Origin of the sequence: Promicromonospora sp. NPDC023805 (assembly GCF_040639635.1) — a bacterium.
Lineage (GTDB): Bacteria > Actinomycetota > Actinomycetes > Actinomycetales > Cellulomonadaceae > Promicromonospora.
The window spans coordinates 138,750-161,752 of record NZ_JBFAAH010000007.1 but is presented as its reverse complement, the minus strand read 5'-3'; the positions used below and the strand labels follow the sequence as shown (position 1 = coordinate 161,752).

Sequence of the window (23,003 nt, the reverse complement as noted above, 5' to 3'; positions counted from 1 at the left end):
AGCGGGTGCTGCCAATGATGGGGTGAAGTTTCGGAAATGTCCATGGTTTGACATGAAATCGTCGAAGCGCTTCCGCGCCAGGAGGGGGTAGCTATACTTCGGAGCGTCAAGGCGGACGAACCGCCTGCGCTCGAAAAAGGGGTGCGCGGCAGCCCGCGAGCCGGGCCGCACGGGACACATACGGACCGCACCACTCATCCGTCACTGTTTCCCTGGAGGCCCTCGTGCCCACCGTGTCCGCACACGTCGCCCGTACCGTCGCCCGCCACGTCGACCACGTCTTCGGGGTCATGGGCAACGGCAACGCCTGGTTCCTCGACGACCTCACCCGCTCGACGCGGGCCCGGTTCACCGCCGTCCGCCACGAGGCGGGTGGTGTGGTCGCCGCCGACGCCCACTTCCGCGCGTCGGGCCGTATCGCCGCAGCCACCGCCACCTACGGCGCCGGGTTCACCAACGCGCTGACCGCGCTCGCCGAGGCCGCCGCGGCCCGCGTGCCGCTCGTGCTGCTGGCCGGCGACGAGCCGACGTCGGGCCCGCGGCCCTGGGACGTGGACCAGATAGCGCTCGCGGCCGCCGTCGGCGCCCGCACCTATACCGTCGGCCGCGCGGACGCCGCGGCCACCAGCGTCATCGCCATCGAGCACTCCCTGACCTACCGCGTGCCAGTGGTGCTGGCCATCCCCTACGACGTCGCCGCCCTGGAAGCCGGGCCCATCCCCGACGCGCCCGAGCCCACGCTCCCCGCGCCGATGGCCCCGACCGGGCCGTTCGACGCCGCCGCCATCACCGATCTCGCCAAGCACCTCGCCACCGCCGAGCGGCCGCTGCTGCTCGCCGGCCGGGGCGCCTGGCTCGCGGGCGCGGGTCCGGCACTGGGCGACCTCGCGGAGGCGACCGGGGCACTGACCGCCACCACCGCGCTGGGCCGGGGTGTCTTCCCCGACGGCCGGTACGACCTCGGCGTCGCGGGCGGCTTCGGCGCCGAGCGGGCGATGGAGCTGGTGCGCGAGGCCGACGTCGCCGTCGTGGTCGGGGCGTCGCTCAACCAGTTCACCATGCGGTTCGGCGACCTGTTCGCGCCCGGCACCCGCGTGGTCCAGGTCGACACCGCGCCCGCCGCGACGCACCGGCACGTCGGAGGCTTCGTCCGGGGCGACGCCGACCTCGTGACCCGCATCCTCCTGGACGAGCTGAACACCCTGGCCGCCAAGCCGTCCGGCTGGCGCGAGACGGTGGACGTCGCGGCGGCCCGGCGCTACGACACCGGCCCCGCGGACGGGATCGCCCCCGACGGGCGCCTCGACCCGCGCGCCGTCGCGCACCGCCTCGCCGACCTGCTGCCCGCCGAACGCGTGGTCGTCTCCGACGGCGGGCACTTCATCGGCTGGGCCAACATGTACTGGCCGGTCGCCTCCCCCGACCGCATGGTCATGGTCGGCACCGCTTACCAGTCCATCGGGCTCGGCTTCCCCAGCGTCGCGGGCGCCGCGGCGGCCCGGCCCGACGACGCCGTCGTGCTCACCACCGGCGACGGCGGCGGGCTGATGGCGCTCGCCGACCTCGAGACCGCGGTCCGCACCGCCGGCGGGCGCGGCATCACCGTCGTCTGGAACGACGCCGCGTACGGCGCCGAGGTGCACGTCTACGGGCGGCAGGGCATCACCAAGGAACCGATGCTCATCCCCGAGACGGACTTCGCGGCGCTCGCCGCGGCGGTGGGCGCGGAGGGCGTCGTCGTCCGCTCGCTCGCCGACCTGGACCGGCTCGCGACGTGGGCCGCCGAGCCGGTCGCCGACCGCCGCTTCCTGCTGCTCGACTGCCGTATCTCCGGGGACGTGGTCGCGCCGTACCAGGAGGAGATCCTGCGGGCGAACCGCACCCGCTAGGACGCCAACGGCGCGCAGACCGAGACCGGTACCGATCACGATCGGTGCCGGTCTCGATCATTATCGATCACCTCGCACACCACCTCCAGCAGTCCCAGAAACCGCAGGATCTAGCCGGTTCGCGGCCCTGCGGGGCGCCTGCCTGCCCGAGCGCTTGTTGACGCTCCGCGACGCCGGGAACGAGCATCGGCGATAGGTACGGGAGTCCGTCACGTCGGCTCGCCGACGCGCATCCGCCGACCGGTTGCCGTGGAACCCGGCCTCTCAGAACAGACAAAGGAGTCACTGTGCGAAGCATTCAGTCTGCCCGCCGCGCCGCCACGACGACGGCGGGTGCAGCGCTCACCGCGCTCGCCCTCGCCGCCTGTGGCGCGACCTCGGGCGAAGGCTCCGGGGAGGACGGTCCCATCACGCTCAGCGTCGCGACCTTCAACAACTTCGGGTACACCGCCGAGCTCCTCGCGAGGTACTCCGAGGAGCACCCGGACGTCACCGTGGAGCTGATCGACGCGGCGGACGCCGAGGACGCCCGGACCAACCTGACCACCAAGCTGGCCGCCGGGGGCGCGGGCCTCGCCGACATCGAGGCGATCGAGGTCGACTGGATCAGTGAGCTCGCTCAGTACCCCGAGCTGTTCACGGACCTGGCCGACCCGGAGCTCGAGGGCCGCTGGATGGACTGGAAGGTGGCGCAGGCCACGACGCCGGACGGCAAGCTCATCGGCTACGGGACCGACATCGGCCCCCAGGCGATCTGCTATCGCCAGGACCTGCTCGAGGAGGCCGGTCTTCCGTCCGAGCCGGACGAGGTCGCCGAGCTCCTCGGCGGCGCGGACGCCACCTGGGACGACTACTTCGCGGTCGGCGCCGACTTCGTCAAGAGCTCGGACGCCGCCTGGTACGACTCCGGCGTGGCCACCTACCAGGGGCTCGTCAACCAGGTCGACCATGCCTACGAGAACCCGGACGGCACACCCAAGCCCCTGGCCGGCAACTCCGAGATCAAGGAGCTGTTCGACACGCTGGTGGCGCAGGACCGCGCAGGGCTGTCGGCCGGCCTCCCGCAGTGGGGAGAGGACTGGGCCACCGGGTTCCAGAAGGATGCCTTCGCCACGATGCTGTGCCCGGCGTGGATGACCGGCTCGATCGAGTCGAACTCGGGCGGCGTCGACGGCTGGAACATCGCCGACGTGTTCCCCGGCGGCGGCGGCAACTGGGGCGGGTCGTTCCTGACCGTCCCGGCATCGGGCGCGCACGTCGAGGAGGCCAAGGAGCTCGCGGCATGGCTCACCGCACCCGAGCAGCAGACTGCCGCTTTCGAGGAGGCCGGCAACTTCCCGTCACAGGTCGAGGCGCAGCAGTCGGAGCAGGTCCAGTCGTTCGTGAACGAGTTCATGAACGACGCCCCGGTGGGCGAGATCTTCACGAACCGCGCCCTGGCGGTCGAGACCAACCCGTACAAGGGCCCGAACTACTTCGCGATCCACCAGACGGTGCAGCTGGGTCTGGAGCGGGTAGAGACGTCGGGCGAGGACCCCGCGACGTCGTGGGAGAAGACGATCGAGGCGTACGAGACGCTCGGGCTGGAGTAGGACGACATGGCCGCACTCGAGCTGGCGGAGCCGATGACAGGTTTCGCGCCACCTGAGCCCCGCACGCCACGCAGGCTCGGTCTCTCGCAGAGGCTGAGCCGGTGGGACGTCAAGGTCTCCCCCTACCTCTACATCTCGCCGTTCTTCGTCCTGTTCGGGCTCACCGGCCTCTTCCCGCTCGCGTACACGGCAGTGGTGTCGGTGTACGAGTGGAACCTGCTGGGCGGGCAGGGCGAGTTCGTGGGCTGGCAGAACTACGCCGACGTGCTGGGACAGGCGACGTTCTGGAAGTCGCTCGGCAACACGTTGTCGATCTTCGTGCTGTCGGCGGTGCCCCAGGTGATCATCGCGATCACGCTGGCGGCATTGCTGGACCAGAACATCCGGAACGCGACGTTCTGGCGGATGGGCGTGCTGGTGCCGTACGTGGTGGCGCCGATAGCGGTCTCCCTGATCTTCGGGCGCCTGTTCGCTGACCAGTTCGGGCTCATCAACGAGCTCCTGGGTACCGTCGGCCTGGACCCGGTCGGCTGGCACCAGGACCGGCTGGCCAGCCACGTCGCCATCGCGACCATGGTGAACTACCGCTGGACCGGCTACAACGCCCTGATCTTCCTCGCGGCGATGCAGGCCGTGCCGCGCGATCTGTACGAGGCGGCGACGATCGACGGCGCCGGGCCCCTGCGTCAGTTCTTCTCCGTGACGGTGCCGCAGATCCGCTCGACGATCATCTTCGTCGTCATCACCGCGACCCTCGGGTGCCTGCAGATCTTCGACGAGCCGCGACTGTTCGATGCCGCCGGCCTGGGTGGCGCTGACCGCCAGTGGATGACGACGGTCCTGTACATGTACGACGTGGCCTGGGGTAACCAGCGCGACTTCGGACGTGCGGCGGCCGTGGCGTGGATGCTGTTCGTGCTCGTCCTGGCGATCGGCCTCGTCAACTTCCTGCTCAGCCAGCGGATCGCGTCCTCGGGCAGGCGGATACCGAAGGTCAGGCGTTCGGTGACCCGCCGGATGCTCGCCGACGCCCGCAGGGGCACCACCTCGACGACGGACCGGAGGGACTCATGAGCTCGGTCGCAGCCACCGCCCAGGGTGCCGGCAAGGGGGCCGCGAGAGCGGCCGCCCGCAGGCGCGCACGTAAGCAGCACACGAGACAGCACACGAGACAGCGCGGCACGAGACAGCACGGCGCGGGTTCGACGATCCGTCGGGCGGGCTGGATCACGTACACGGTCCTGGCGATCGTGCTCGTGGTCTCGGCGTTCCCCCTGTACTACACGCTGCTGCTGGGCTCCTCGGACCAGGTGTCGATCTCGCAGCGGGCGATCCCGCAGCTGTGGCCCGACGCGAGCATCTTCGCGGGTTTCGCCGACGTCATGGCGTCCAGCCAGATCAACTTCTGGCTCGCGCTCACCAACTCCCTGGTCATCGCCGTGGTGGTGTCGCTGGCGACAGTGCTGACCTCGACCCTTGCCGGGTTCTCGTTCGCGAAGCTGCGCTTCCCCGGACGCGATGCGCTGCTGGTGTTCGTCATCGCGACCATGGCGGTCCCGACACAGCTGGGTGTCATCCCGATGTACATCCTCATGTCGGAGCTGGCGTGGATCGGCAAGATCCATGCGGTGATCGTGCCGGCGCTGGTCAGTGCGTTCGGCGTCTTCTGGATGACGCAGTACCTGGAGTCGGCACTGCCCTACGAGCTGATCGAGGCCGCCCGGGTCGACGGCGCCTCGATGCTCAGGACCTTCTGGAGCATCGCCGTGCCCGCGGCCCTGCCCGCCGCTTCCATGCTCGGCCTGTTCGTCTTCGTGATGCAGTGGACGATGTTCTTCTGGCCCTCGATAGTCCTCGGCTCACAGAATCCGACGCTGCCCATCGCGGTGCAGAACCTCACGGCGGGTTACCGCGACGACTACTCCTTGATCATGGCCGGGGTCTTCCTCGTCACGCTGCCGCTCCTGCTCGTCTTCGCCTTCGTGGGCCGCCAGCTCGTGGCAGGCATCATGCAGGGAGCGGTCAAGGGCTGACGACGAACGTGAGCAGCCGCTGAGATCCGGACGGCATGGTGACCCGCACGACGCACGCCCCGCCGGCCCCGGGCTCCACCACCAACTCAGGGTCACGGTCGAGCGTCAGGCCGGAGGCCGAGCGGGACAGCCCGATGAGGACCGCATGGATGCTCACCGCGCCGGCCTGCCGTGTGGTCGTCACGGTGGGCACCCGGGCGAACGTGCCCAGCGCGTTCCCGCCTGCCACGTCCTCGGCAACAGGCTCGCCGGCCTGGCCGAGGACGGGCAGCAGCACGCTGACCAGGCCTCCCCGGCCGGTCAGCCGCAGCTGGCGCCCCACCCGCTCGGCCCGCGGCGGCGTGTCGCCGGCCACCGCCCAGCCGCTGTCGACGACGGCGACGCCCTCCCCCGCCTCGACCCGGTGCACGCGTAGCTCCCAGGGCCCCTCCAGCACGCTGACCGTCTCGATGCGCGTCCCGGCAGCCTCGACCACCGTGTCGCCGTCGACCCAGGTGGGGACGTGCCACGACCCAGCCCAACCGTCGCCGGTCGTCGTCCGGTGGATCCGTCCGCGGCGCGAGATCCGGCCCTCCTGGACCAGGCCGACGTGGTTGTCCGGCACGAGTGGCGCCGCCTCGCCCAGGACCGGGGCCGTCGCTGTCGAGTAGGCCAGCCGCGAGTAGAGCGGATCGTCGGCGACGCCGGGATGGTGGTTGTCGGTGCCGTGGTTCGCCACACGCACGATCCCGTCCTCGACGGTGGACGACACGACGAACCCCGGCGCCGGCATCGTCCGGGTGCGGCTCACGACGGCTGCGGGCAGCGGCTCCTCGGCAGCCGTCCAGAACGGGTCCTCGGCATCGACCAGGAGACAGACGAACGCCTTCGACAGCCAGAACGGGGACGCGGGGGCGGAGTACCCCTGGATCATCGGCGGATACGGGCCGAACCAGCCGAGGTACGGCACACCGTCCTCCCCGATGGCGCCGTGGTCCAGGAAGTGGCGCAGCATCGCGCTCGCCAGGTGCCTGGTCTGCCCGGGCGGCCACTGCGAGCTCTTGTCGAGCACCGCCGCGAGCGGTGCGGCCGCCGCCGCCCAGCGGTAGGTGAGCGACCTGCCGAGGAAGAGCGGAGCGCCGTCCGCGCCCACGAGGTCGTAGTAGGACTCGAGGAACTCCGCGAGCCGCGAGCGGTGTGCGGCTCGCGCGGCCTCCGACCGCCTGGCGAGGTGCGAGGCGGGGTCGAGCGACCGGCACATGCGGTGCCACAGGACGGGGTAGAAGTGCATGGCCCACCCGCCGTAGTGGTCGAACCGGTCGCCCTCCCCCGCCCCGTCGCGGTACCAGCCGTCGCCGACGTAGAAGTCCTCGATCCGTGCCAGGTCGGCGTCGACGACCTCGAGCTGGACGTCGCTCAGCTGATGGTCCGTCGTCGCAACGAACGTGGCGACGACCACCCGGAACCAGTGCCAGTTGTTGTCCGGGACGTCCACCGTGAACGCCCCGAGCAGCCACTCGGTCACGGCCGCGCGGTGCTCGTCCGAGAGCCGCGCCCAGATCCAGCGCCGGGTCTGGTGCAGCGCCAGCGCCACGGAGGCGGCCTCGACCAGAGCCTGTATGCAGTCGGGCGAGACCCTGGGCCAGGCCTCGGGGTGGGCGACGTCCGTACCCGCGACGAGCCCGGAGGTGTACTGGTCCAGGAGCTCAGGGGCGACCTCGCCGGTTCCCGACAGGCGCCACGCGAAGAGCAGGAACGTGCGCGCGTACCCTTCCAGCGCGTCCGAGTCCGTCCCGTTCCACGACGGGGGGCCGTCCAGGACGATCCCGGCACCGCTCGCGGTCGCGGAGCGAGCGGCCGAGTGCAGCAGCCCGTCGGCCGCCGCGATCCAGTGCTCCCGGGTGAAGCCGGTGGACGGGCTGGTGGCGGGGTCGGCCGCCGGTGAGGGGCCCCAGGCCTCCGGCCAGGAGTGCGGTGTACGGGCGGACCCGTCGGCAGGCCGGGGCGTCGGTGTCATGCATCGATCCTCACGGCGCGGGCGAGCGGCGTCCAACAGAGGTGATCGATTATGATCGGTTTGCTCGCCGCCGGTCCGCACCGGCGTCCGGCATCCGGCACCGTGGCCGGTACCCGGCACCGTGGCCGGCGGAGTGACGACAGGGGTGCTCATGACCGCACGTGAGCGAGAGCTCGGCGCACGACGCAGGGCGGCGATCCTGACGGATCTCGGCCTGCACGGTTCGGTCCGCGTGCAGGAGATCGCCGACCGGTTCGGCGTCTCCCTGGTCACCGCGCGCCGCGACGTCGCGTCCCTGGCCCGGCAGGGCATGCTGCAGCGGGTCCACGGCGGTGGGGTCCTCCTTCCCACCGAGACGGACGACGGTGCCCGGCACGGTGTGATCGGAGTGGTCATACCTTCCGGCCACGGTTACTTCCAGGAGATCCTCGCGGGCGCCCGCCAGGGTGCACGGGAAGCGGGCGTCCGGCTCATCCTGGCGACGTCGTACTACGACGAGGCCGAGGAGAGCCGCATCGTCGATCGGCTGCGGCGCGCACGCGTCGACGCCCTCCTGATCGCCACGGCACGCCCGACCGACGCACGGCTCCCGTCCTGGTTCGCCACCATGGACAAACCCATCGTGCTGGTCGAACGGCAGTGCGCAGCGCGCGGTGTCGACTACGTCCGTTCCGAGCACGAGGCGGGAGTGGAGGTCGCACTCGACCACCTCGCACAGGAGGGCCACGAACGGGTGGCGCTGGCGGTGCTGGCCTCGACACCTACCTCGGTCCGGCTGATCGCAGGGTTCGAGAGCGCGCTCGCCGCGCGGAGCCGGATGCACGCCCCGTTCGCGCCGGTGACCTTCACCTGGGAGGACCAGGACCTGTCGCAGCGCAACGCAGCGCTGGAGTCGCTCCTGGACAGGTGCGCGGCCACGGGGACGACCGCGGTGATCATCCATTCCGACGACGACGCCGTCGCGCTCCTCGGCCTGGCCCTCGAACGGGGCGTGCGCGTACCCCAGGACGTCTCGATCGTCGCCTACGACGACGTACTGGCATCGCTCGGCTCCGTCCCGCTCACCGCGGTCGCACCGCCCAAGTACGACGTCGGCCGCCTCGCGGTGTCGGTCGCAGCGCGCCGGGTGACGGCCGGGGACCGCGCCGCGACCCAGCGGGTCCGGCTCGTCCCCCGCCTCGTCCGGCGACGCTCGACCGCGCCACCCGGCACCGCGCGGCCGGCACCGCACGACGTCGGTGATCGCTCTTGACCGCTTTGTCGGGTGAGACGGGGCCCGGCCGCGGCACGACGGGATGATCGTCCGAACAGCCCCGGACGATGAGGATGCCATGTCGCGACCAGCCCCGTTGACGATCTCCTTCGCCATGCAGCCCGCACTCCTGCCTCGCCTCTTCGACGAGGAGACGATGCGCAGGCTGGCGACGCTCGGTGATCTGCGCACCGAGGTCATCGATGACCTCACGGCTCCCGCGGCGCGCAGGCGGCTGCACACCACCGACCTCCTGATCACCGGCTGGGGCTGCCCCGTGATCGGGCCGGCAGTCCTGGCGAGCGGCCGGCTCCAGGCCGTCGTCCACGCCGCCGGGACGGTGAAGAACCATCTCTCCGCCGACTTCTGGGCCTCGGGGGTCGCCGTCAGCTCGGCCGCCGACGCCAACGCCGTCCCGGTCGCCGAGTACACCGTGGCGCAGGTCCTGCTGGCGAACAAGGAGCTCGACGCCATGCGGGCCGCATACCGCGACGAGCGGGCCGGCGCGGACTGGAACGAGCGGTTCCCGGAGGCAGGTAACTACCGGCGGACGGTGGGTGTCGTCGGCGCGTCCCGGATCGGCCGGCGGGTACTGAGCCACCTGGCCGCCTTCGACCTCGAGCTGCTGCTCCACGACCCGCACGTCGACGACGCGACCGCGCGCGAGCTCGGCGCGCGCCGGGTCGAGCTGGACGAGATCTTCCTGGCGAGCGACGTCGTGACGCTGCACGCGCCCGACCTGCCCGAGACCCGGCACCTGGTCGACGCCCGCCGTCTAGCGCTCATGCGGCCGAACGCCACGCTGGTGAACACGGCCCGGGGCGGCCTGGTCGACACGGCCGCGCTCACCGAAGCGGTAGTGGCCGGCCGGGTCCGCGCCGTCCTCGACGTCACCGAGCCCGAGATCCTTGCCGCCGACTCTCCCCTGTACGAGCACCCAGGGGTGGTGCTGACCCCGCACGTGGCCGGGTCGGTCGGGGGCGAGCTGCGCCGGCTCGGTCACACGGCGGCCTACGAGGTCGAGTCCTGGGTGCGTACCGGAAGGTTCCGCACCCCGGTGCATCCCGAGACCCTCGCCATCATGGCCTGAGGCTCGCAACGCTGAACGGCGCAACGCTGAACGACAGAGAAACTACAGAAAGAGGACAACGTGGTCCGAACACCATGGCGCATCGTCGCGCCGCTCGTCGCGATGACCCTGGCGACCGGGTTCCTGCCCGCCGCGGGGGCCGCCGTCGGCGAGGAGGAAGAGCTGCTGGTCAACGGCACGTTCGACGCGGGAAGCAAGCCGTGGTGGACGAACGCCGGGATGGCACCCGACGTCTCGGCCGGCGAGCTGTGCTTCGACGTGCCCGCCGTCGCCAACCCGTGGGGGGCGATCGTCGGGCAGAACGACCTGGCGTTCCGGCCGGCGACCGAGTACACGCTCAGCTTCACCGCGCGGGCGGACCGTGCAGTCACGATCCGGCCGGTGGTGCAGTCGACCGACGGATCCGCGGGCGCCGCCTACCTGACCAGGAGCACGCCCGTCGGGACGGGGCCCACGACGACGACCTACACGTTCGTCACGCCCGACCAGGAGCTCCCGGTCAGCAACACCCTGCACTTCCAGCTCGGGGGCGGGGGCGCGTACGGGGTCTGCCTCGACGACGTGAGCCTCACCGGTCCGGCGTTCGAGTACGTGCCGGAGACCGGACCGGCCGTCAAGGTCAACCAGGCGGGCTACCTGCCGCACGGCCCGAAGGCGGCGACCATGGTCACCGCTGAGACGACGCCGCAGCGGTGGAGCCTGGAGTCGGCGACCGGCAAGGTGCTCACCCGCGGCTTCACGAGACCCCGCGGTACCGACCCCTCGTCGGGCGAGCGGGTGCAGACCATCAACTTCTCCTCGTACACCAGGTCCGCGCGGGACGTGCGTCTCGTGGTGGGCGACGTGTCGAGCCACCCGTTCGACATCGACGCCGACGTCTACCAGAGCCTGCGCGCGGACTCGATGGCCTTCTTCTACACGAACCGCTCGGGCACCCCCATCGACGGTGCGGTCGCCGGCTCCGGGTACGCGCGGGCGGCGGGCCATGTGGGAGCGTCGCCCAACCAGGGCGACGTCTCCGTGCCGTGCCAGGAGCCACGGGCCTGGATGGACGGCTGGACCTGCGACTACACCCTCGACGTCACAGGAGGGTGGTACGACGCGGGCGACCACGGCAAGTACGTGGTGAACGGCGGGATCTCGACCCACCAGCTGCTGACCGCCTACGAGCGCACGCTGTACGCCGACGCCGTCGACCGGGGGGCGCTCGCCGACTCGACCCTGCGTGTCCCCGAACGTGGCAACGGCGTGCCCGACATCCTCGACGAGGCACGCTGGAACCTCGAGTTCATGCTCAAGATGCAGGTGCCCGACGGCGAACCCCTGGCTGGCATGGCGCACCACAAGGTGCACGACGTCGAGTGGACCGGGCTGCCCATGCTCCCCGCGGCCGATCCGAAGGCCCGCGCCCTGCACCGGCCGTCGACGGCCGCGACGCTCAACCTCGCCGCCGTCGCGGCGACCGGAGCGCGGCTGTGGAGCGAGATCGACCCCGCGTTCGCAGAAAAGCTGCTCCAGGCGTCGACCACGGCGTACGAGGCGGCGCGGGCCCACCCGGCGCTGTTCGCCCCGCGCGCGGACGGCGAGTCCGGGGGCGGCCCGTACGCCGACTCCGACGTCTCCGACGAGTTCTACTGGGCCGCCGCGGAGCTCTATCTCACGACCGGCGCCGCCCGGTACCAGCGGGACGTCGCCGCGAGCCCCCTGCACCGGGCCGACGTGTTCTCGGGCGACGGCTTCTACTGGGGTTCGGTCGCGGCCCTGGCCCGCCTGGACCTCGCCACCGTGCCCTCGCGACTGCCCGACCGCGGCCGGGTGCGACGTTCGGTGGTGGCCGGCGCGGACCGCCTCGTCGCGCTCCAGGAGCGCGAGGCCTTCGGCCAGACCTACACGCCGTCCGACGGCCGCTACGCCTGGGGCTCGAACAGCTCGATGCTCAACAACCAGGTGGTGATCGCCACCGCGTTCGACATCACCGGGCGTGCGACGTACGCGCGGTCCGTGCTCCAGGGGCTCGACTACCTGCTGGGCCGCAACGTGCTCGGCACGTCCTACGTCACGGGCTACGGCACGGTGTACGCGCAGAACCAGCACAGCCGCTGGTACGCCCACAGCCTCGACCCGAGGCTGCCCGCGCCGCCCCGCGGGACGGTCGCCGGTGGACCCAACTCGAGCATCCAGGACCCGGTCTCGGGAGCATGGCTCGAAGGCTGCCTGCCCCAGTGGTGCTACGTCGACGACATCCGCGCGTGGGCGGTCAACGAGATCACCATCAACTGGAACTCGTCGCTCGCCTGGGTCGCCTCCTTCGCCGCCGACCTGGGCGACGGGTCGGCTTCCCGGGGCTCGGGGTGGTACGCGCACCCGTAGCGCCGGAGCACCGTCAGGGCCGGCCGTCAGGACCCGCGGCCGGCCCGCCGTGCACCCGCCCGAGGAAGTCGCGCACCAGACCGACGACCTCGTCGAGGTTCGTCTCCAGCAGCCAGTGCCCGCCGTCCAGGAGGTGCAGCTCGGCGTCCGGCAGGTCGCGCAGGTAGGCCCGCGCCGACCCCTCGGGCATGTAGCCGTCCTGCGGGCCCCAGGCGATGAGCGCCGGGGGCCGGTGCTCGCGCAGGTACGCCTGGTAGCGGGGGAACCACTCGAGGTTCTCGCGCAGCCCCTCCATCAGACCCACCATGATGCCGCGGCGTTCTGGGGTCCAGAGCTGCGCCCACGCCACCGTCCACAGCTCGGGCGGGACGAGCTCGGCCAGCTCGTCCCGCACGTCGTTGAGGAACTCCTCGCGGAATCCCTCCTCGGTCACCGCGTTCTCCAGCACCGCGCGCCCCTCGGGCGTCGGGTTCTTCCAGTAGTCCCGCAGCCCCTGGTACTTCGGCCCCAGCTCGTCCTCGTAGATGTCGCCGTTCTGGACGATCAGCGCGGCGACCCGCTCGGGCGCCCGGATGGCGAGGCGCAGCCCGACCTGCGAGCCGTAGTCGTGCAGGTACAGCGCGTACCGGTCCAGGCCCAGCCGGGCACAGAACGCGTCGAGGAAGCGCGCGTACCCGTCGAAGGAGTACTCGAAGGTCGCCAGGCCGGGCGTGCCGCTGTACCCGAAGCCCGGGAAGTCGGGGGCGACGGTGCGCCAGCGGTCGGCGAGCGCCGGCATCAGGTCGCGGAACTCGTACGACGAGCAGGGATAGCCGTGCGGGAGGAGGAGCACCGGCCCGTCCGGGGGTCCGGCCTCGCGGTAGAACACCCGCACGCCGTCCAGGTCGAGCGTGCGGTGGCGGACGGCGCGGGCCATGTCGGCGTGGCCGGTGGCTGGGTCCATGGGTGATATCTCCATGATCCTCACCATCGCGAGCCTCCGTGTGGCTCGCAACGGGGTGCGGGGCGCCACAATCGCGAGGCCCTGCCATGATGAACGAGTGTCCGCCTACGACCTGCACGTCACCGACGCCGACCCGGCCCGCGTCGTCACGGTCCTGCCCGGGAGCGGCTACACCGCCATGGGCCCCCTGCTCTGGTACGCGCGCAGCGCGCTGCGCGACCTGGGCTGGACGGTCCGCACCCTGGAGTGGACGGCCAGGCCGTCCTTCGGCTCGGCGCGCGAGGCGTACGCGGAGATCCTCGACGGCGGCGGCGCGCCCGGTGAGGACGCGCTGCACCTGGTCGTGGCCAAGTCCCTCGGCACGCTCGCCATGCCGATGGCGGTCCGCCTCGGCCTGCCAGGCGTCTGGCTCACCCCCGTGCTCACCAGCGAGCAGGCGCCCGACGTCCGGGAGACGGCGGCCGAGCTGGACGAGGACCACCTGCTGATCGGCGGCACCGCCGACCCCCTGTGGGACGGCGAGCTCGCGGACGGCTCGGAGGCCGACGTCCTCGAGGTGGAGGACGCCGACCACAGCCTCGAGGTGCCGGGCACCCGGGCCGAGAACCTGGCGATCCTCGACGAGGTCATCAGCGCGATCGAGGAGTTCGCGGGCTCGTTCGGCGAGGAATGACGGTCGCCTGGCAGGGCCGGCGGCTCACCCCGCTGGCTCAGCCCCGGACGCCGGCTCCGGCCCGGGCAGGATGTTCTGGTTGACGTTCAAACGTGCCATGTGGGCCCGGCCTCCGGGCCCACCGTCCGGCGGAACGCCCTGGGGAAGTTTGGTGCGTCGGGCCGGTGCGCCCCTCCCCATACCAGCGGAACAGTTAGCCCCGTTAGTGATGCAGAAACGGCTAGATTCCGCCACTCCTGTGCCGCTTTGGCATCCGTAGGCAAGCGTTGTCGCCCGTGGTCGCTGGAACCGTGTCACCTCGCGTGTCAAGAGCAGCATCCGTGTCAGGGAACATGTCACCGCTTGGATCGGTACGGCGAGCTCAGAACCGGATTCCGTCCCACCTCATGGATCAGGTTCCCGTATCTGGGCACGTGTCCGATTTGCCACTTGTTCGGGCCGACAAGGTACATCGTGCGCACCTGCGCCCCCGACGCCGAACGCGGACAGGACCTCCGCCACACCGCGGTGCCCTTGACTCGAGCCAGTCTTCACGACGCACAGCAAGCACACGATGGCGAGCGAGACCATCCGGTGAACCACCGTCTATAGCGACGACAGCAAGCACGCAACCCCAAGAATCCCGGCTATCCGACCACGTTGTGCTGCCAGGCACAGCAAGCTTCGTTGGAGTAGGTAAGCGACCGCGATCCCTGGAGCAGCCATTCTTGCGAAGGTTCTGCCCTGAGCTACGCGCGCGGCTCTTGAGGCGCTTGTACGTCCGCTTCAACCTAGCCCTGGACCCTACCGCTACCGCGATCCTCCGGCACTACCCGAGATCTAAGGATCGAGTGTCCAGCGCTCGTTATGAAGTCCGTCATCGCGGTGCGCAGGAGGCGCGGCGACATGGCCCCGCCAGACGCCGTCGCATCGGCACCAGGGTGCAGGCAAACCACTTCTATGGCTGTAGTACTAGGCGATAAGGCCGCCGTCCACAACTAGCGCCTCGCCAGTGATGAAGCCAGCTTCCTCACTGACGAGGTATGCCACAGCAGACGCAATCTCTTTCGCATCCGCGAGCCGTCCAACAGGAATGCCCGAAGCAAGATCCTGCTTGTAGGCCTCAAATGTGGTCGCCCCCGAGGCGGCATAGCGCCGTGCCAGATCGTCAATAATGTCCGAATCCACTGCGGAAGGATCCACTTGGTTCACCGTGATTCCGAACGACGCGAGGTCCTTGGCTGCAGATCGCGTCAGACCCAAAAGCGCGTGCTTGGACACATTATAGGTTGAGTTGTTACTGGTGCCACGATGTGCGTAAATCGACCCGATATTGACTATCCGGCCCCAGCGCCGTGCCTTCATTCCAGGCACGACCCGACGGATGAGATGAAAGGGAGCGACGAGGTTAACAGCCAAGGTCTGTTCGATCTCAGCGTCACCCACCTCTTCGACCGACGTCTTTGTCAGCAGAACACCCGCAGAGTTTACGAGGATGTCGACGTCCGGAAAATCAGGAATGACGCCGGTTCGCAGATCGATCTGAATGCTGGTGGCACCCGTTTCTCGACTGATTTCAGCCGCGCGTTGGCTGTCCGAGTGGTACTGAAAAACCACGGAGATGTTGTTCTGAGTCAGGGCCCGTACGATACTGCTGCCGATTGACCCGGTACCACCTGTGACGAGAGCGCTTCGTTCCATAAACTATCTACTCCGATCCAAACGAGTACTGTGACTGGACACTGAGCCATGAGGCTACCGCACCGACCACTGTGGACTCAAGACCAGCGAAGTGATGGTCTCCGCCCCCAAGGAGCAAGACGCTGAGTTCCGAGAATAGTCCTGCTAGGTACTCCGACACCTGATCGGCAGAACTAGTAAGGTACGGATCTGATGTACCCATATACACGTGACCGGGGCCTAGACGGTTGCTAGGTTCCCAACCACCATCAAAGTCCAGAATCCTCATTGCATCGGAGCTCAGGAGGTCGACCAGCGCGGCTCTGGTGATCGGTATCGGATATTCGGTGCGACCTTGGCGGACTCCATATTCTCCAGGCGGAACCAACGTCATGGAACCAGTCTCGATGTCCCCTGCGGAGAGCAGCCTTGCGAGTTGCGTAGCTATCGGCTCCCCGGTGTAATTCTCCTGCACTACCCTGCTACTGCCGGGCGACAACAACGAGATAGGAAGTTCATCCCCGACTTGCCCAGCATAGTTCAAGACCTTTTCACATCCAAAGCTATGTCCCTGGAAGGCAACAACCTCGCTCTGTTCGGCTGCGACCTCATGCATCGCGCGAAGATCGAGCACAGATTCTCCGAATAACTCCAAGCTCCCACCGAGATAGTTATACGCGCCGGCCACCCCGGCCGCCTCCACTATGCAATCTCGGCCGCGAGTATTCATAGTAAGAAATCCCAGACCGAGATCCTCGAACATCTCAGCGAAAATCTGCACGAAATGGTTCTGATAGAAATTTCCGCACTTGCCATGCACATGCACCAGAGTCGGCATTCGGGGCGTTGCCGGCCGAACGATTACTCCATGAAGTTCGACGCCGTCTAGTGTCTGGGTCGAAATGAATCTCATAGTGACCCCGCTTCAATCTTGTTGAGGAATGGCCGGGCGCTCCGGCGAGCCCACGACCTCGTACTCTCGCCGCGAAATGGCGCTGGGAGGCAACCGCCCTGTCGCGAGTTCGTAAATCGTCATTGGACCGTCGTTACTGTCCTTAGGGGCATCAGCAAAGTCCCATGCGCGGCTGAATGCCTTAGCAAGGCGCACAATCACTATCGGATCTGTGGAATAGGTGCCGGCATTGTTGGCGGCTTCTAGCTTGGGCGAGTGGTAGGCCAACACGTCTCCCCACACTCCCATGTCACCGTGTTCATGGATATCAAGATCAGTCAGAACCGTGCTCCACGAATCTTCCGAAATGAGTCGGCAGTCATGGTTTCGGTTGCGCGCATGAAATGCGATTATACGCTGTGTCAGCTCGTCTTGAAGTTGGTCGATCGACCGATAAACCACTAGGCGCCTGATGACAACGTTTCCATTGCAGCCAAGGGTGCTGATACGGCGATAGTAGTCCTGACCTTGAATGGTATCTAGAAAATTGTCGCCCGCATGATGCACGAACCGGAGCACGTCCCTATTTCGAGCAGCAATGATATTTGTCGTGAATTCAGAGGCCCTGTACGTATACTTGTCGACGGGCAGTGACTGCTCCACTGCCGCGCGGTTAACGGCGCGCTCAAGGTCGGACAGTGAGTCCGTGAAGAGCTGTGCGAACAGATTGTCACCGTATGGATTGCGCTGAAGCAGAGTCGTGAAACTGACCTTTAGGTTCGCAACCAAACCATCCAGTTGCGACTCAATACGGCCGACTCGGGTCTCTTGTGACGCCGCACGGGCCAACGTCGAGATGTCCTGAGCCATTCCGCTCAACGTGATTGCGACGAACAGGAGAGCGCCAATTACCGTCTGGTCGAAATTATCCAGAACTGGACTACCGTCCTTGTCTCTGATGACAACTCCGAGCAAGATCGGCAACACTATTGACGGGACTACGTAGAGCACCCATTTTCCCGCAAGCCTGCCAACTTGCAGAAACGCCCTGCGCCGCTCCTGCGCCTCATCGTTCAGTATGATATTAACGATACTCATGCGGGTCTTGCTAGAGAGTCGTCCATCTGCCATGCTTCTACCACCTTGTTCGTCTCGGCGAGAAAATGAACGTTTCTATGCGACGCATAAACCTGTCTCGTTTAGAATCCATGTGAGTTCCCTCGATACTAAAGAGTCCGCCGTAATGGCGCTCGACGGTCTCCCACGGGCGTCCGTAAAACCAGACACCATCCGCTGGAACCACCTGAGCAGTCATCGCTAGCACTGCCTGCAGACGCCTGTCGTGTCGATATCGATCCGAAAGGATGGCAACGATTTCTCTCACGTCGACGATGCCACCCTGCTCGACTATCTCGCTAGTAAAGAAGTACTCGTTCGCGAAGTTGTTCACGGTCAGGAGATTTAGCGGCGCGCGCCGATAGTATTGATCCAGATGCTTCAAGCGCTGATACCCTTCTCGATTAGTGAGAACGCGCTCAATAAAACGCCCGTTTCGGCGAAGGGCTTTGGCGATACTGCTATAGAAGTCAGCGCGGGCAGGATAATCCACGTTGCCGCTGACGAGATCCCCGAGGATCACGTCGAACCGGCTTTTCAACGTCGGCAAGTAATCCTGCCATCGCGCAAATGTGACGGCCTCTGTGGCGTCCGTGTAGACACGCTGCGCTGAGACGTGGCGGTGGAATGACTCGCTGTAGTCAATAACGTGCACAGAGCCGACGCGTTCTTCAACGCAAAGATCGCGATACTCGGGCGTCGAACCGAGGATCAGGACGTTTTCCGCTCCGCGTAGATGGCTCCTGATGAACTGGAGCTGCGTCTGCGGGGGCCGACCGGGCGGCAGCATGCTCCACCAGTCAATGTGGGTGAGCCACTTGTTCAGTTCGCGGCCCTCAGTCATCGCTCGAAGATCTCGACAATCTGAGTGATTGTGCTCGCAGGGTTTGACGCGCTGAGCAAACGTCGTCCGATGCAGAGGCCCGACACGCCTGCTTCCTTCGCTTCAGCGACACGGGACGTCGTCTCAGAGTCAGGCCCCGGTGGGCCACCCGCCAAAACGACCGGCAGCGGATCAACTGCGGCGACGATTCGCCTAAGCCCGTCCCGACTACCTGGCCATGGAACCTTAATGATGTCGGCGCCCAGTTCGAGGGCGCATCGCGCTGCGTGAGCCTGTTGTGAGGCATCCAGGATAGGCACGCCATCTTGACTACGAGCGTAGGAAGCGGCCAAGACTGGAAGCCCGAATCCGTGTGCGTCGGCGACCACGTGGCCAAGCTGGGCGAGCATCACGCCCTCGTTGGGCACGCCCAGACTCACATGAACCGCCACCGCATCAGCCGCGCAGCGGATAGCCTCCGCGACGCTGGTCACGATCACCTTTGACGCCACGTCATGCCTCACCGTCGAGCCGGCGACGTTCACCACCCTACCGACCGACGGTATGTCGCTAAACTGGGATCGGAAGAATCCGGGGTATCCCATTACCGCGCTAAATCCCAACGCATGCGCGGTGCTAGCGACCGCGCCCGCAGCAGCTTGGTTTTCGTGCGGCCCGGATACATATCCATCGTCAAGCACGGCGAACAAATAGCTCCCGGCGGCATTCCTCAGACGCCGCATCCTGACTCTCAGACCGTACTCAGCCGATGAGTGAGCACGAGCGTAGGAAACCGCCTCGTTTTGAGCGCCGGGCGTTGCCACCATCACTCGTTCACACAGTCAACTGCTAAACAAAACACCAATCCGGTCGCCGTGAAGTTCCGACGGATTCTGATCCAATACGGGTGCTTCGCCTGCGCTACCATTGCGCTGCCTCCGCTCTCAGTTTGGACCGCTCCCGAGACAGCGGACGCTATGTTGATTGTAGCGCTCCTTGTCAATCCCCAAGGCGACGAGTCGACTTTTTTGACGAGAAGCGGCGATTGCATGTCTGGAGCAGACTGGCAGATCCCACAGCCTGGACGCCTCCCGATCTTCTATCTCGTGATGATGTCGCTGGTTCGGTGAGGGCTTTTTGCTGGTACCTAGTTGCTGTTAATATGGATGGTGCCGGTTGCTTGCTAGTGGGTGATGGCGGTGTTGCGGAGACAGGCGGGGTTGCGGGGAACGTGGCCGGTGCGGGCGGCGTGCTCGTTGATGGCGACTTTGCGCATCCATTGGACGGGAGCCGGCGTGGGGCTGAACTTCAGGTGGCCTCCAACCTGGTGCTGGCCGAGCTGTCCTGGACCTACGCCGAGCAGACCCAGGTCAGCGACCGGATCCGCCAGCCCGAGTCCGTCACGGCCTGGCGGATCATCGCCGCCCAGACGATCGACTCCACCATCGCGGAGCTGATCGACAGCAAGTCCTCTCAGGCCGCCAGGGCACTGGACGGGGCGGGTGACGAGGACATCGCGTCATCCACGCAAGCCCAGTTCGAGGGCCTCGTCGCGATGCTCGCCGACGCGCTCGCCGCCGAAGGCACCGCCTGGACCATCGAATCCACGGACGGCCCTATCTCTCTAGAGACAGCACTACGGGCGGCCCGGTAGCGCCAGGCTATCGACGGACCGCACCATCGAACGGAGCAGCGCTGTCGGAGTCATCGGCTGGGTCCTCATCGGCTGGATCATAGGCGCCATCGCCCGCGCGATCACGCCCCGCAAGGCGGTAAGCAGGCTAGCTCATCGCGTTGGTCATCGAGGTGCTCGGCGCCCTGCTGGGCGGCTGATTCGGCAAAGCGCTCTTCGGCGTCCCGGCCAAATCCTTCTTCTCCCTGACTATCTGGCTGTGGGCCTGATCGGATCACTGCTCGTCCTGGCCAACTGGGGCGCGGTGACCGGTAGAGAGCGCTGACAGCGTGCCTGTGAACCGTGATATTCACGGACACCGCCCTCGCCTGGTGTCCCCCGCTCAGGCCGTGGTAGCGGTCTGAGCGGGGGACCGGAAGAGCAGTTTGAGCAAGCTCCCAGCCGGTCAGACGGCGGACCCGCGGAGGCAATCCGCTCGGCCGCTGCCTCGAAGTTCGGGGCGAGGAACGGGTTCGCCAGCTGGCGCGAGCTCACCCAGCTGGGCACCACCCGCTTCTCGGCGCCGGACACCGACGCGGTCGGCGGAGGCGGCAGGGTTCGACCTCCAGACCCTCCCGCCGCGCCAGCGCGAGCGCCGCCACGACGTCGTCGGCCTGCCGACAGCGGACGATCAGCGCCGGCCGGTGGTCGACCATCGCGTTCCACACCGTGCGCGCCTCGTCGAACCCGGCATCGCCCGGGCGCCGGACGTCGAGCCCCGACACCGCGGAGCCGTCGATCGTGTCCATGCTTCGCTCCTCCTCGAGCAGGGTCCCTCGTGCGGGCGCCCCGGTGCACAAGAGACCGTCCGGGGGCGGAGGACTCATCGCGGTCGGCCAGACCCGAATGACGTTGCCGCCGCCGGTCCCGCTTGGGACCATGGGGCGGTGACCGCGCCGACGATCGACGAGAGTCCGGATCCGCCCCTGCGTCTGCGCCCGCCACGGCATGCCGTGGACCCGCGCGCCGTCGGCTGGTGGTCGCTGCAGCTCGTGCTCTGGATGGCGGTGCCCGTCGTGATCCTCGGCGTGCTGGGCCTCCTGATCCCTCCTGCCCGCCTGTGGCTGCTGGTCCCCGCGGGCATCCTCGCCGTCCTCGGGGTACTCGCCGCCGTCACCCTCCCCCGGCTGTGGTTCCGCCACCACCGCTGGGAGGTCACCGAGGAGGCGGTCTACACGCGCACCGGCTGGTTCTTCCAGGAGTGGCGGGTCGCACCACTGTCCCGGATCCAGACCGTCGACACCGTCCGCGGGCCGCTGGAGCAGCGCTTCGGGCTGGCGACGCTCACGGTGACGACGGCATCAGCGAAGGGTGCGGTGAAGGTCGAGGGGCTCGACGCCGAGACGGCCGCCGACCTCGCCGCCGAGCTCACCGTCGCCACGCAGGCCACACCCGAGGACGCGACCTGAGCGCCGACGACCCAGCATGGGAGCGGCTGGACCGCCGGGCCTTCCTCGCCGGCGGCATCTACACCGCGCTGCCCACCGCGGGCGCCGCGCTCATCACGGGCTACTGGCTGGCCGTCGGCAACACGGTCGGCACGGCCCTGGCCTGGGTGCTGCCGGCCTTCGTGGTCATCACCGCCGCCGGGGCCGCGTCCGGCGAGTGGATGTGGCGCGTCACCAGCTATCGCGTCGACGCGGAGCGGTTCCACGTCCACACCGGCGTCGTGTTCCGCAAGCGGCTCGCCCTCCGCCGGGAGCGGATCCGCTCGGTCGACCTCACCGCTGACCCGGTGCTGCGCGTGCTCGGCGCGGTGACCGTGCGCGTGGGCACCGGCGAGAAGGCAGGGGCCGAGGGCACCGTCACGCTCTGGCCGGTGCGCCGCGCGGACGCCGAGGCGCTGCGCGCCACCCTGCTCGCGCACGCCGCCCGGCCGGACGCCGACGGCGGCGGCGCGGACCCGGCCGACGGGTCGCTGGCCCGGTTCGACCGCGGGTGGATCCGGTTCGCCCCGCTGTCCTTCCTGACCCCCGCGCTGGGGGCCGCCGCGGGCGGCGGCCTGCTCCAGGTGGCCGAGTGGTTCGGGATGCAGCAGCGGGTGTTCGACGTCGTCGGGTCATGGTTCGGTCTCGCCCCGGTGCTGCTCGTCGCCCTCGCGCTGGCCGTCGCCCTGCTCGTCGTCGGCGGCGTGGCCACTCTGGCGCTCTGGGTCGAGACCTGGTGGAACCACACGCTGGACCGCCAGGCCGACGGCACGCTGCAGGTGCGGCGCGGCCTGCTCACCACCCGGTCGATCACGCTGGAGGAGTCCCGGCTCCGCGGGCTGGAGGTCGTCGAGCCGCTCGCCGCCCGCCTGGCCGGCGGCGCGCGCGTGGACGCCGTCGCCACCGGGCTCACGACGGACGACGAGGACAAGACGGAGAGCCGGACCCTCCTGCCCACCGCGCCGAAGGAGCTCGCCGACCAGGTGGCCGCGAAGGTCCTCCGCGAGCCGACCCCGCCGACGTCGGCGCTCCTCACACCGCACCCCGAGGCGGCTCGGGGCCGCCGGCTGCGCTGGGCGCTCGGCACGGTGCTGGTGACCGAGGCGGGAGTGCTCGTGCTCGGGGCGCTGCTCACGCCCGTGCTGCTCCACGTCGCCTGGATCAGCGCCCTCGTGCTCTTCCCCGTGGCGATCGCGCTGGCGAACGACGCCTACCGTGCGCTGGGCCACACCCTCACGGGCGCGTACCCGGCCGGCTATCTGGTGGCACGCAGCGGCACCGTCCGGCGCGCGACGGTGGCGCTCCAGCGGCGCGGCATCGTGGGCTGGACCGTCCGGCAGTCGTGGTTCCAGCGCCGGGCCGGGCTCGTCACCGTCGTCGCGACCACTGCCGCCGGCACCGGCGCGTACGCCGTCCGCGACGCGGCAGAGGCGGACGGTCTCGCCCTCGCGGACGCCGCCGTCCCCGGCCTGCTGCGGCCGTTCATCGACAGTGCAGTCGGCGACAGTGCAGTCGGCGACAGTGCGGTCGGCGCCGACGCCGAGCAGAAGGTCACGCGGAGCTGACGGCTCCGCGA

At 68.5% G+C, this 23,003-nt stretch carries 18 protein-coding genes and 1 pseudogene; 11 read left to right on the top strand and 8 right to left on the bottom strand.

Features of this window, described 5'->3' with window-relative positions; translation table 11 throughout:
* Positions 1–224 precede the first annotated feature (224 nt).
* From AB0F70_RS09905 to AB0F70_RS09890, 4 genes are all read left to right on the top strand, one after another.
* The gene (locus AB0F70_RS09905) at positions 225–1,889 is read left to right on the top strand and encodes a thiamine pyrophosphate-binding protein (RefSeq protein WP_357446928.1); all 1,665 of its coding nucleotides are present in this window, start codon (positions 225–227) and stop codon (positions 1,887–1,889) included.
* Positions 1,890–2,176: 287 nt separating this feature from the next.
* The gene (locus tag AB0F70_RS09900; RefSeq protein WP_357446925.1) at positions 2,177–3,481 is read left to right on the top strand and encodes an extracellular solute-binding protein; all 1,305 of its coding nucleotides are present in this window, start codon (positions 2,177–2,179) and stop codon (positions 3,479–3,481) included.
* Positions 3,482–3,487: 6 nt separating this feature from the next.
* Positions 3,488–4,555 (top strand): sugar ABC transporter permease, encoded by a 1,068-nt coding sequence (locus AB0F70_RS09895; protein WP_357446922.1) that lies wholly within the window; start codon positions 3,488–3,490, stop codon positions 4,553–4,555.
* Positions 4,552–5,514 (top strand): carbohydrate ABC transporter permease, encoded by a 963-nt coding sequence (locus tag AB0F70_RS09890; RefSeq protein WP_357446919.1) that lies wholly within the window; start codon positions 4,552–4,554, stop codon positions 5,512–5,514. The genes AB0F70_RS09895 and AB0F70_RS09890 overlap by 4 nt, the downstream gene beginning before the upstream one ends.
* Here the strand turns inward: AB0F70_RS09890 and AB0F70_RS09885 are convergent.
* A complete protein-coding gene (locus AB0F70_RS09885) occupies positions 5,504–7,510 on the bottom strand; it encodes a DUF2264 domain-containing protein (protein WP_357446916.1) in 2,007 nt (668 codons plus the stop codon). The genes AB0F70_RS09890 and AB0F70_RS09885 overlap by 11 nt on opposite strands.
* 151 nt (positions 7,511–7,661) lie before the next feature.
* Here AB0F70_RS09885 and AB0F70_RS09880 point away from each other — a divergent pair, with 151 nt between their 5' ends.
* The 3 genes from AB0F70_RS09880 to AB0F70_RS09870 all read left to right on the top strand — a co-directional run bounded on the left by AB0F70_RS09880 (position 7,662) and on the right by AB0F70_RS09870 (position 12,222).
* Positions 7,662–8,762: a substrate-binding domain-containing protein gene (locus AB0F70_RS09880; protein WP_357446913.1), complete on the top strand. Its 1,101-nt coding sequence runs from the start codon at positions 7,662–7,664 to the stop codon at positions 8,760–8,762.
* 79 nt (positions 8,763–8,841) lie between these two features.
* Positions 8,842–9,852 carry a hydroxyacid dehydrogenase gene (locus AB0F70_RS09875; protein WP_357446910.1) on the top strand — a complete coding sequence of 337 codons (1,011 nt, stop codon included), beginning with the start codon at positions 8,842–8,844 and terminating at the stop codon, positions 9,850–9,852.
* A gap of 60 nt (positions 9,853–9,912) precedes the next feature.
* Positions 9,913–12,222 (top strand): glycoside hydrolase family 9 protein, encoded by a 2,310-nt coding sequence (locus AB0F70_RS09870; RefSeq protein WP_357446908.1) that lies wholly within the window; start codon positions 9,913–9,915, stop codon positions 12,220–12,222.
* Between the two features lie 13 nt (positions 12,223–12,235).
* Here AB0F70_RS09870 and AB0F70_RS09865 read toward each other — a convergent pair whose 3' ends face one another.
* Positions 12,236–13,180 carry an alpha/beta hydrolase gene (locus tag AB0F70_RS09865; RefSeq protein WP_357446905.1) on the bottom strand — a complete coding sequence of 315 codons (945 nt, stop codon included), beginning with the start codon at positions 13,178–13,180 and terminating at the stop codon, positions 12,236–12,238.
* An 82-nt stretch (positions 13,181–13,262) separates the two neighbouring features.
* On the opposite strand from AB0F70_RS09865, the gene AB0F70_RS09860 reads away from it, so the two are divergent.
* Positions 13,263–13,838, top strand: coding sequence for a hypothetical protein (locus AB0F70_RS09860; RefSeq protein WP_357446902.1), 576 nt, complete (start codon positions 13,263–13,265; stop codon positions 13,836–13,838).
* Positions 13,839–14,789: 951 nt separating this feature from the next.
* Here the strand turns inward: AB0F70_RS09860 and AB0F70_RS09855 are convergent.
* The 5 genes from AB0F70_RS09855 to AB0F70_RS09835 all read right to left on the bottom strand — a co-directional run bounded on the left by AB0F70_RS09855 (position 14,790) and on the right by AB0F70_RS09835 (position 19,071).
* Complete coding sequence (locus tag AB0F70_RS09855; RefSeq protein WP_357446899.1) at positions 14,790–15,518, bottom strand: SDR family oxidoreductase; 729 nt, start codon at positions 15,516–15,518, stop codon at positions 14,790–14,792.
* A 7-nt stretch (positions 15,519–15,525) separates the two neighbouring features.
* The gene (locus AB0F70_RS09850; protein WP_357446896.1) at positions 15,526–16,278 is read right to left on the bottom strand and encodes a hypothetical protein; all 753 of its coding nucleotides are present in this window, start codon (positions 16,276–16,278) and stop codon (positions 15,526–15,528) included.
* 144 nt (positions 16,279–16,422) lie between these two features.
* Complete coding sequence (locus AB0F70_RS09845; RefSeq protein ID WP_357446893.1) at positions 16,423–17,487, bottom strand: hypothetical protein; 1,065 nt, start codon at positions 17,485–17,487, stop codon at positions 16,423–16,425.
* A 37-nt stretch (positions 17,488–17,524) separates the two neighbouring features.
* Positions 17,525–18,349, bottom strand: coding sequence for a class I SAM-dependent methyltransferase (locus AB0F70_RS09840; RefSeq protein ID WP_357446889.1), 825 nt, complete (start codon positions 18,347–18,349; stop codon positions 17,525–17,527).
* Positions 18,346–19,071 (bottom strand): hypothetical protein, encoded by a 726-nt coding sequence (locus AB0F70_RS09835; RefSeq protein ID WP_357447043.1) that lies wholly within the window; start codon positions 19,069–19,071, stop codon positions 18,346–18,348. Before AB0F70_RS09835 ends, AB0F70_RS09840 begins: the two co-directional genes overlap by 4 nt.
* Before the next feature lie 540 nt (positions 19,072–19,611).
* On the opposite strand from AB0F70_RS09835, the pseudogene AB0F70_RS09830 reads away from it, so the two are divergent.
* A pseudogene (locus tag AB0F70_RS09830) lies at positions 19,612–19,982 on the top strand (hypothetical protein); the annotation flags it as partial.
* Positions 19,983–20,491: 509 nt separating this feature from the next.
* Here AB0F70_RS09830 and AB0F70_RS09825 read toward each other — a convergent pair.
* Positions 20,492–20,749 carry a hypothetical protein gene (locus tag AB0F70_RS09825; protein ID WP_357446886.1) on the bottom strand — a complete coding sequence of 86 codons (258 nt, stop codon included), beginning with the start codon at positions 20,747–20,749 and terminating at the stop codon, positions 20,492–20,494.
* A gap of 138 nt (positions 20,750–20,887) precedes the next feature.
* Between AB0F70_RS09825 and AB0F70_RS09820 the strand changes: the two genes are divergently transcribed.
* Both AB0F70_RS09820 and AB0F70_RS09815 read left to right on the top strand, forming a co-directional pair.
* Complete coding sequence (locus AB0F70_RS09820) at positions 20,888–21,409, top strand: PH domain-containing protein (protein WP_357446883.1); 522 nt, start codon at positions 20,888–20,890, stop codon at positions 21,407–21,409.
* 146 nt (positions 21,410–21,555) lie between these two features.
* On the top strand, positions 21,556–22,992 hold the full coding sequence (locus tag AB0F70_RS09815) for a PH domain-containing protein (RefSeq protein ID WP_357446880.1): 1,437 nt from the start codon (positions 21,556–21,558) through the stop codon (positions 22,990–22,992).
* Positions 22,993–23,003 lie beyond the last annotated feature (11 nt).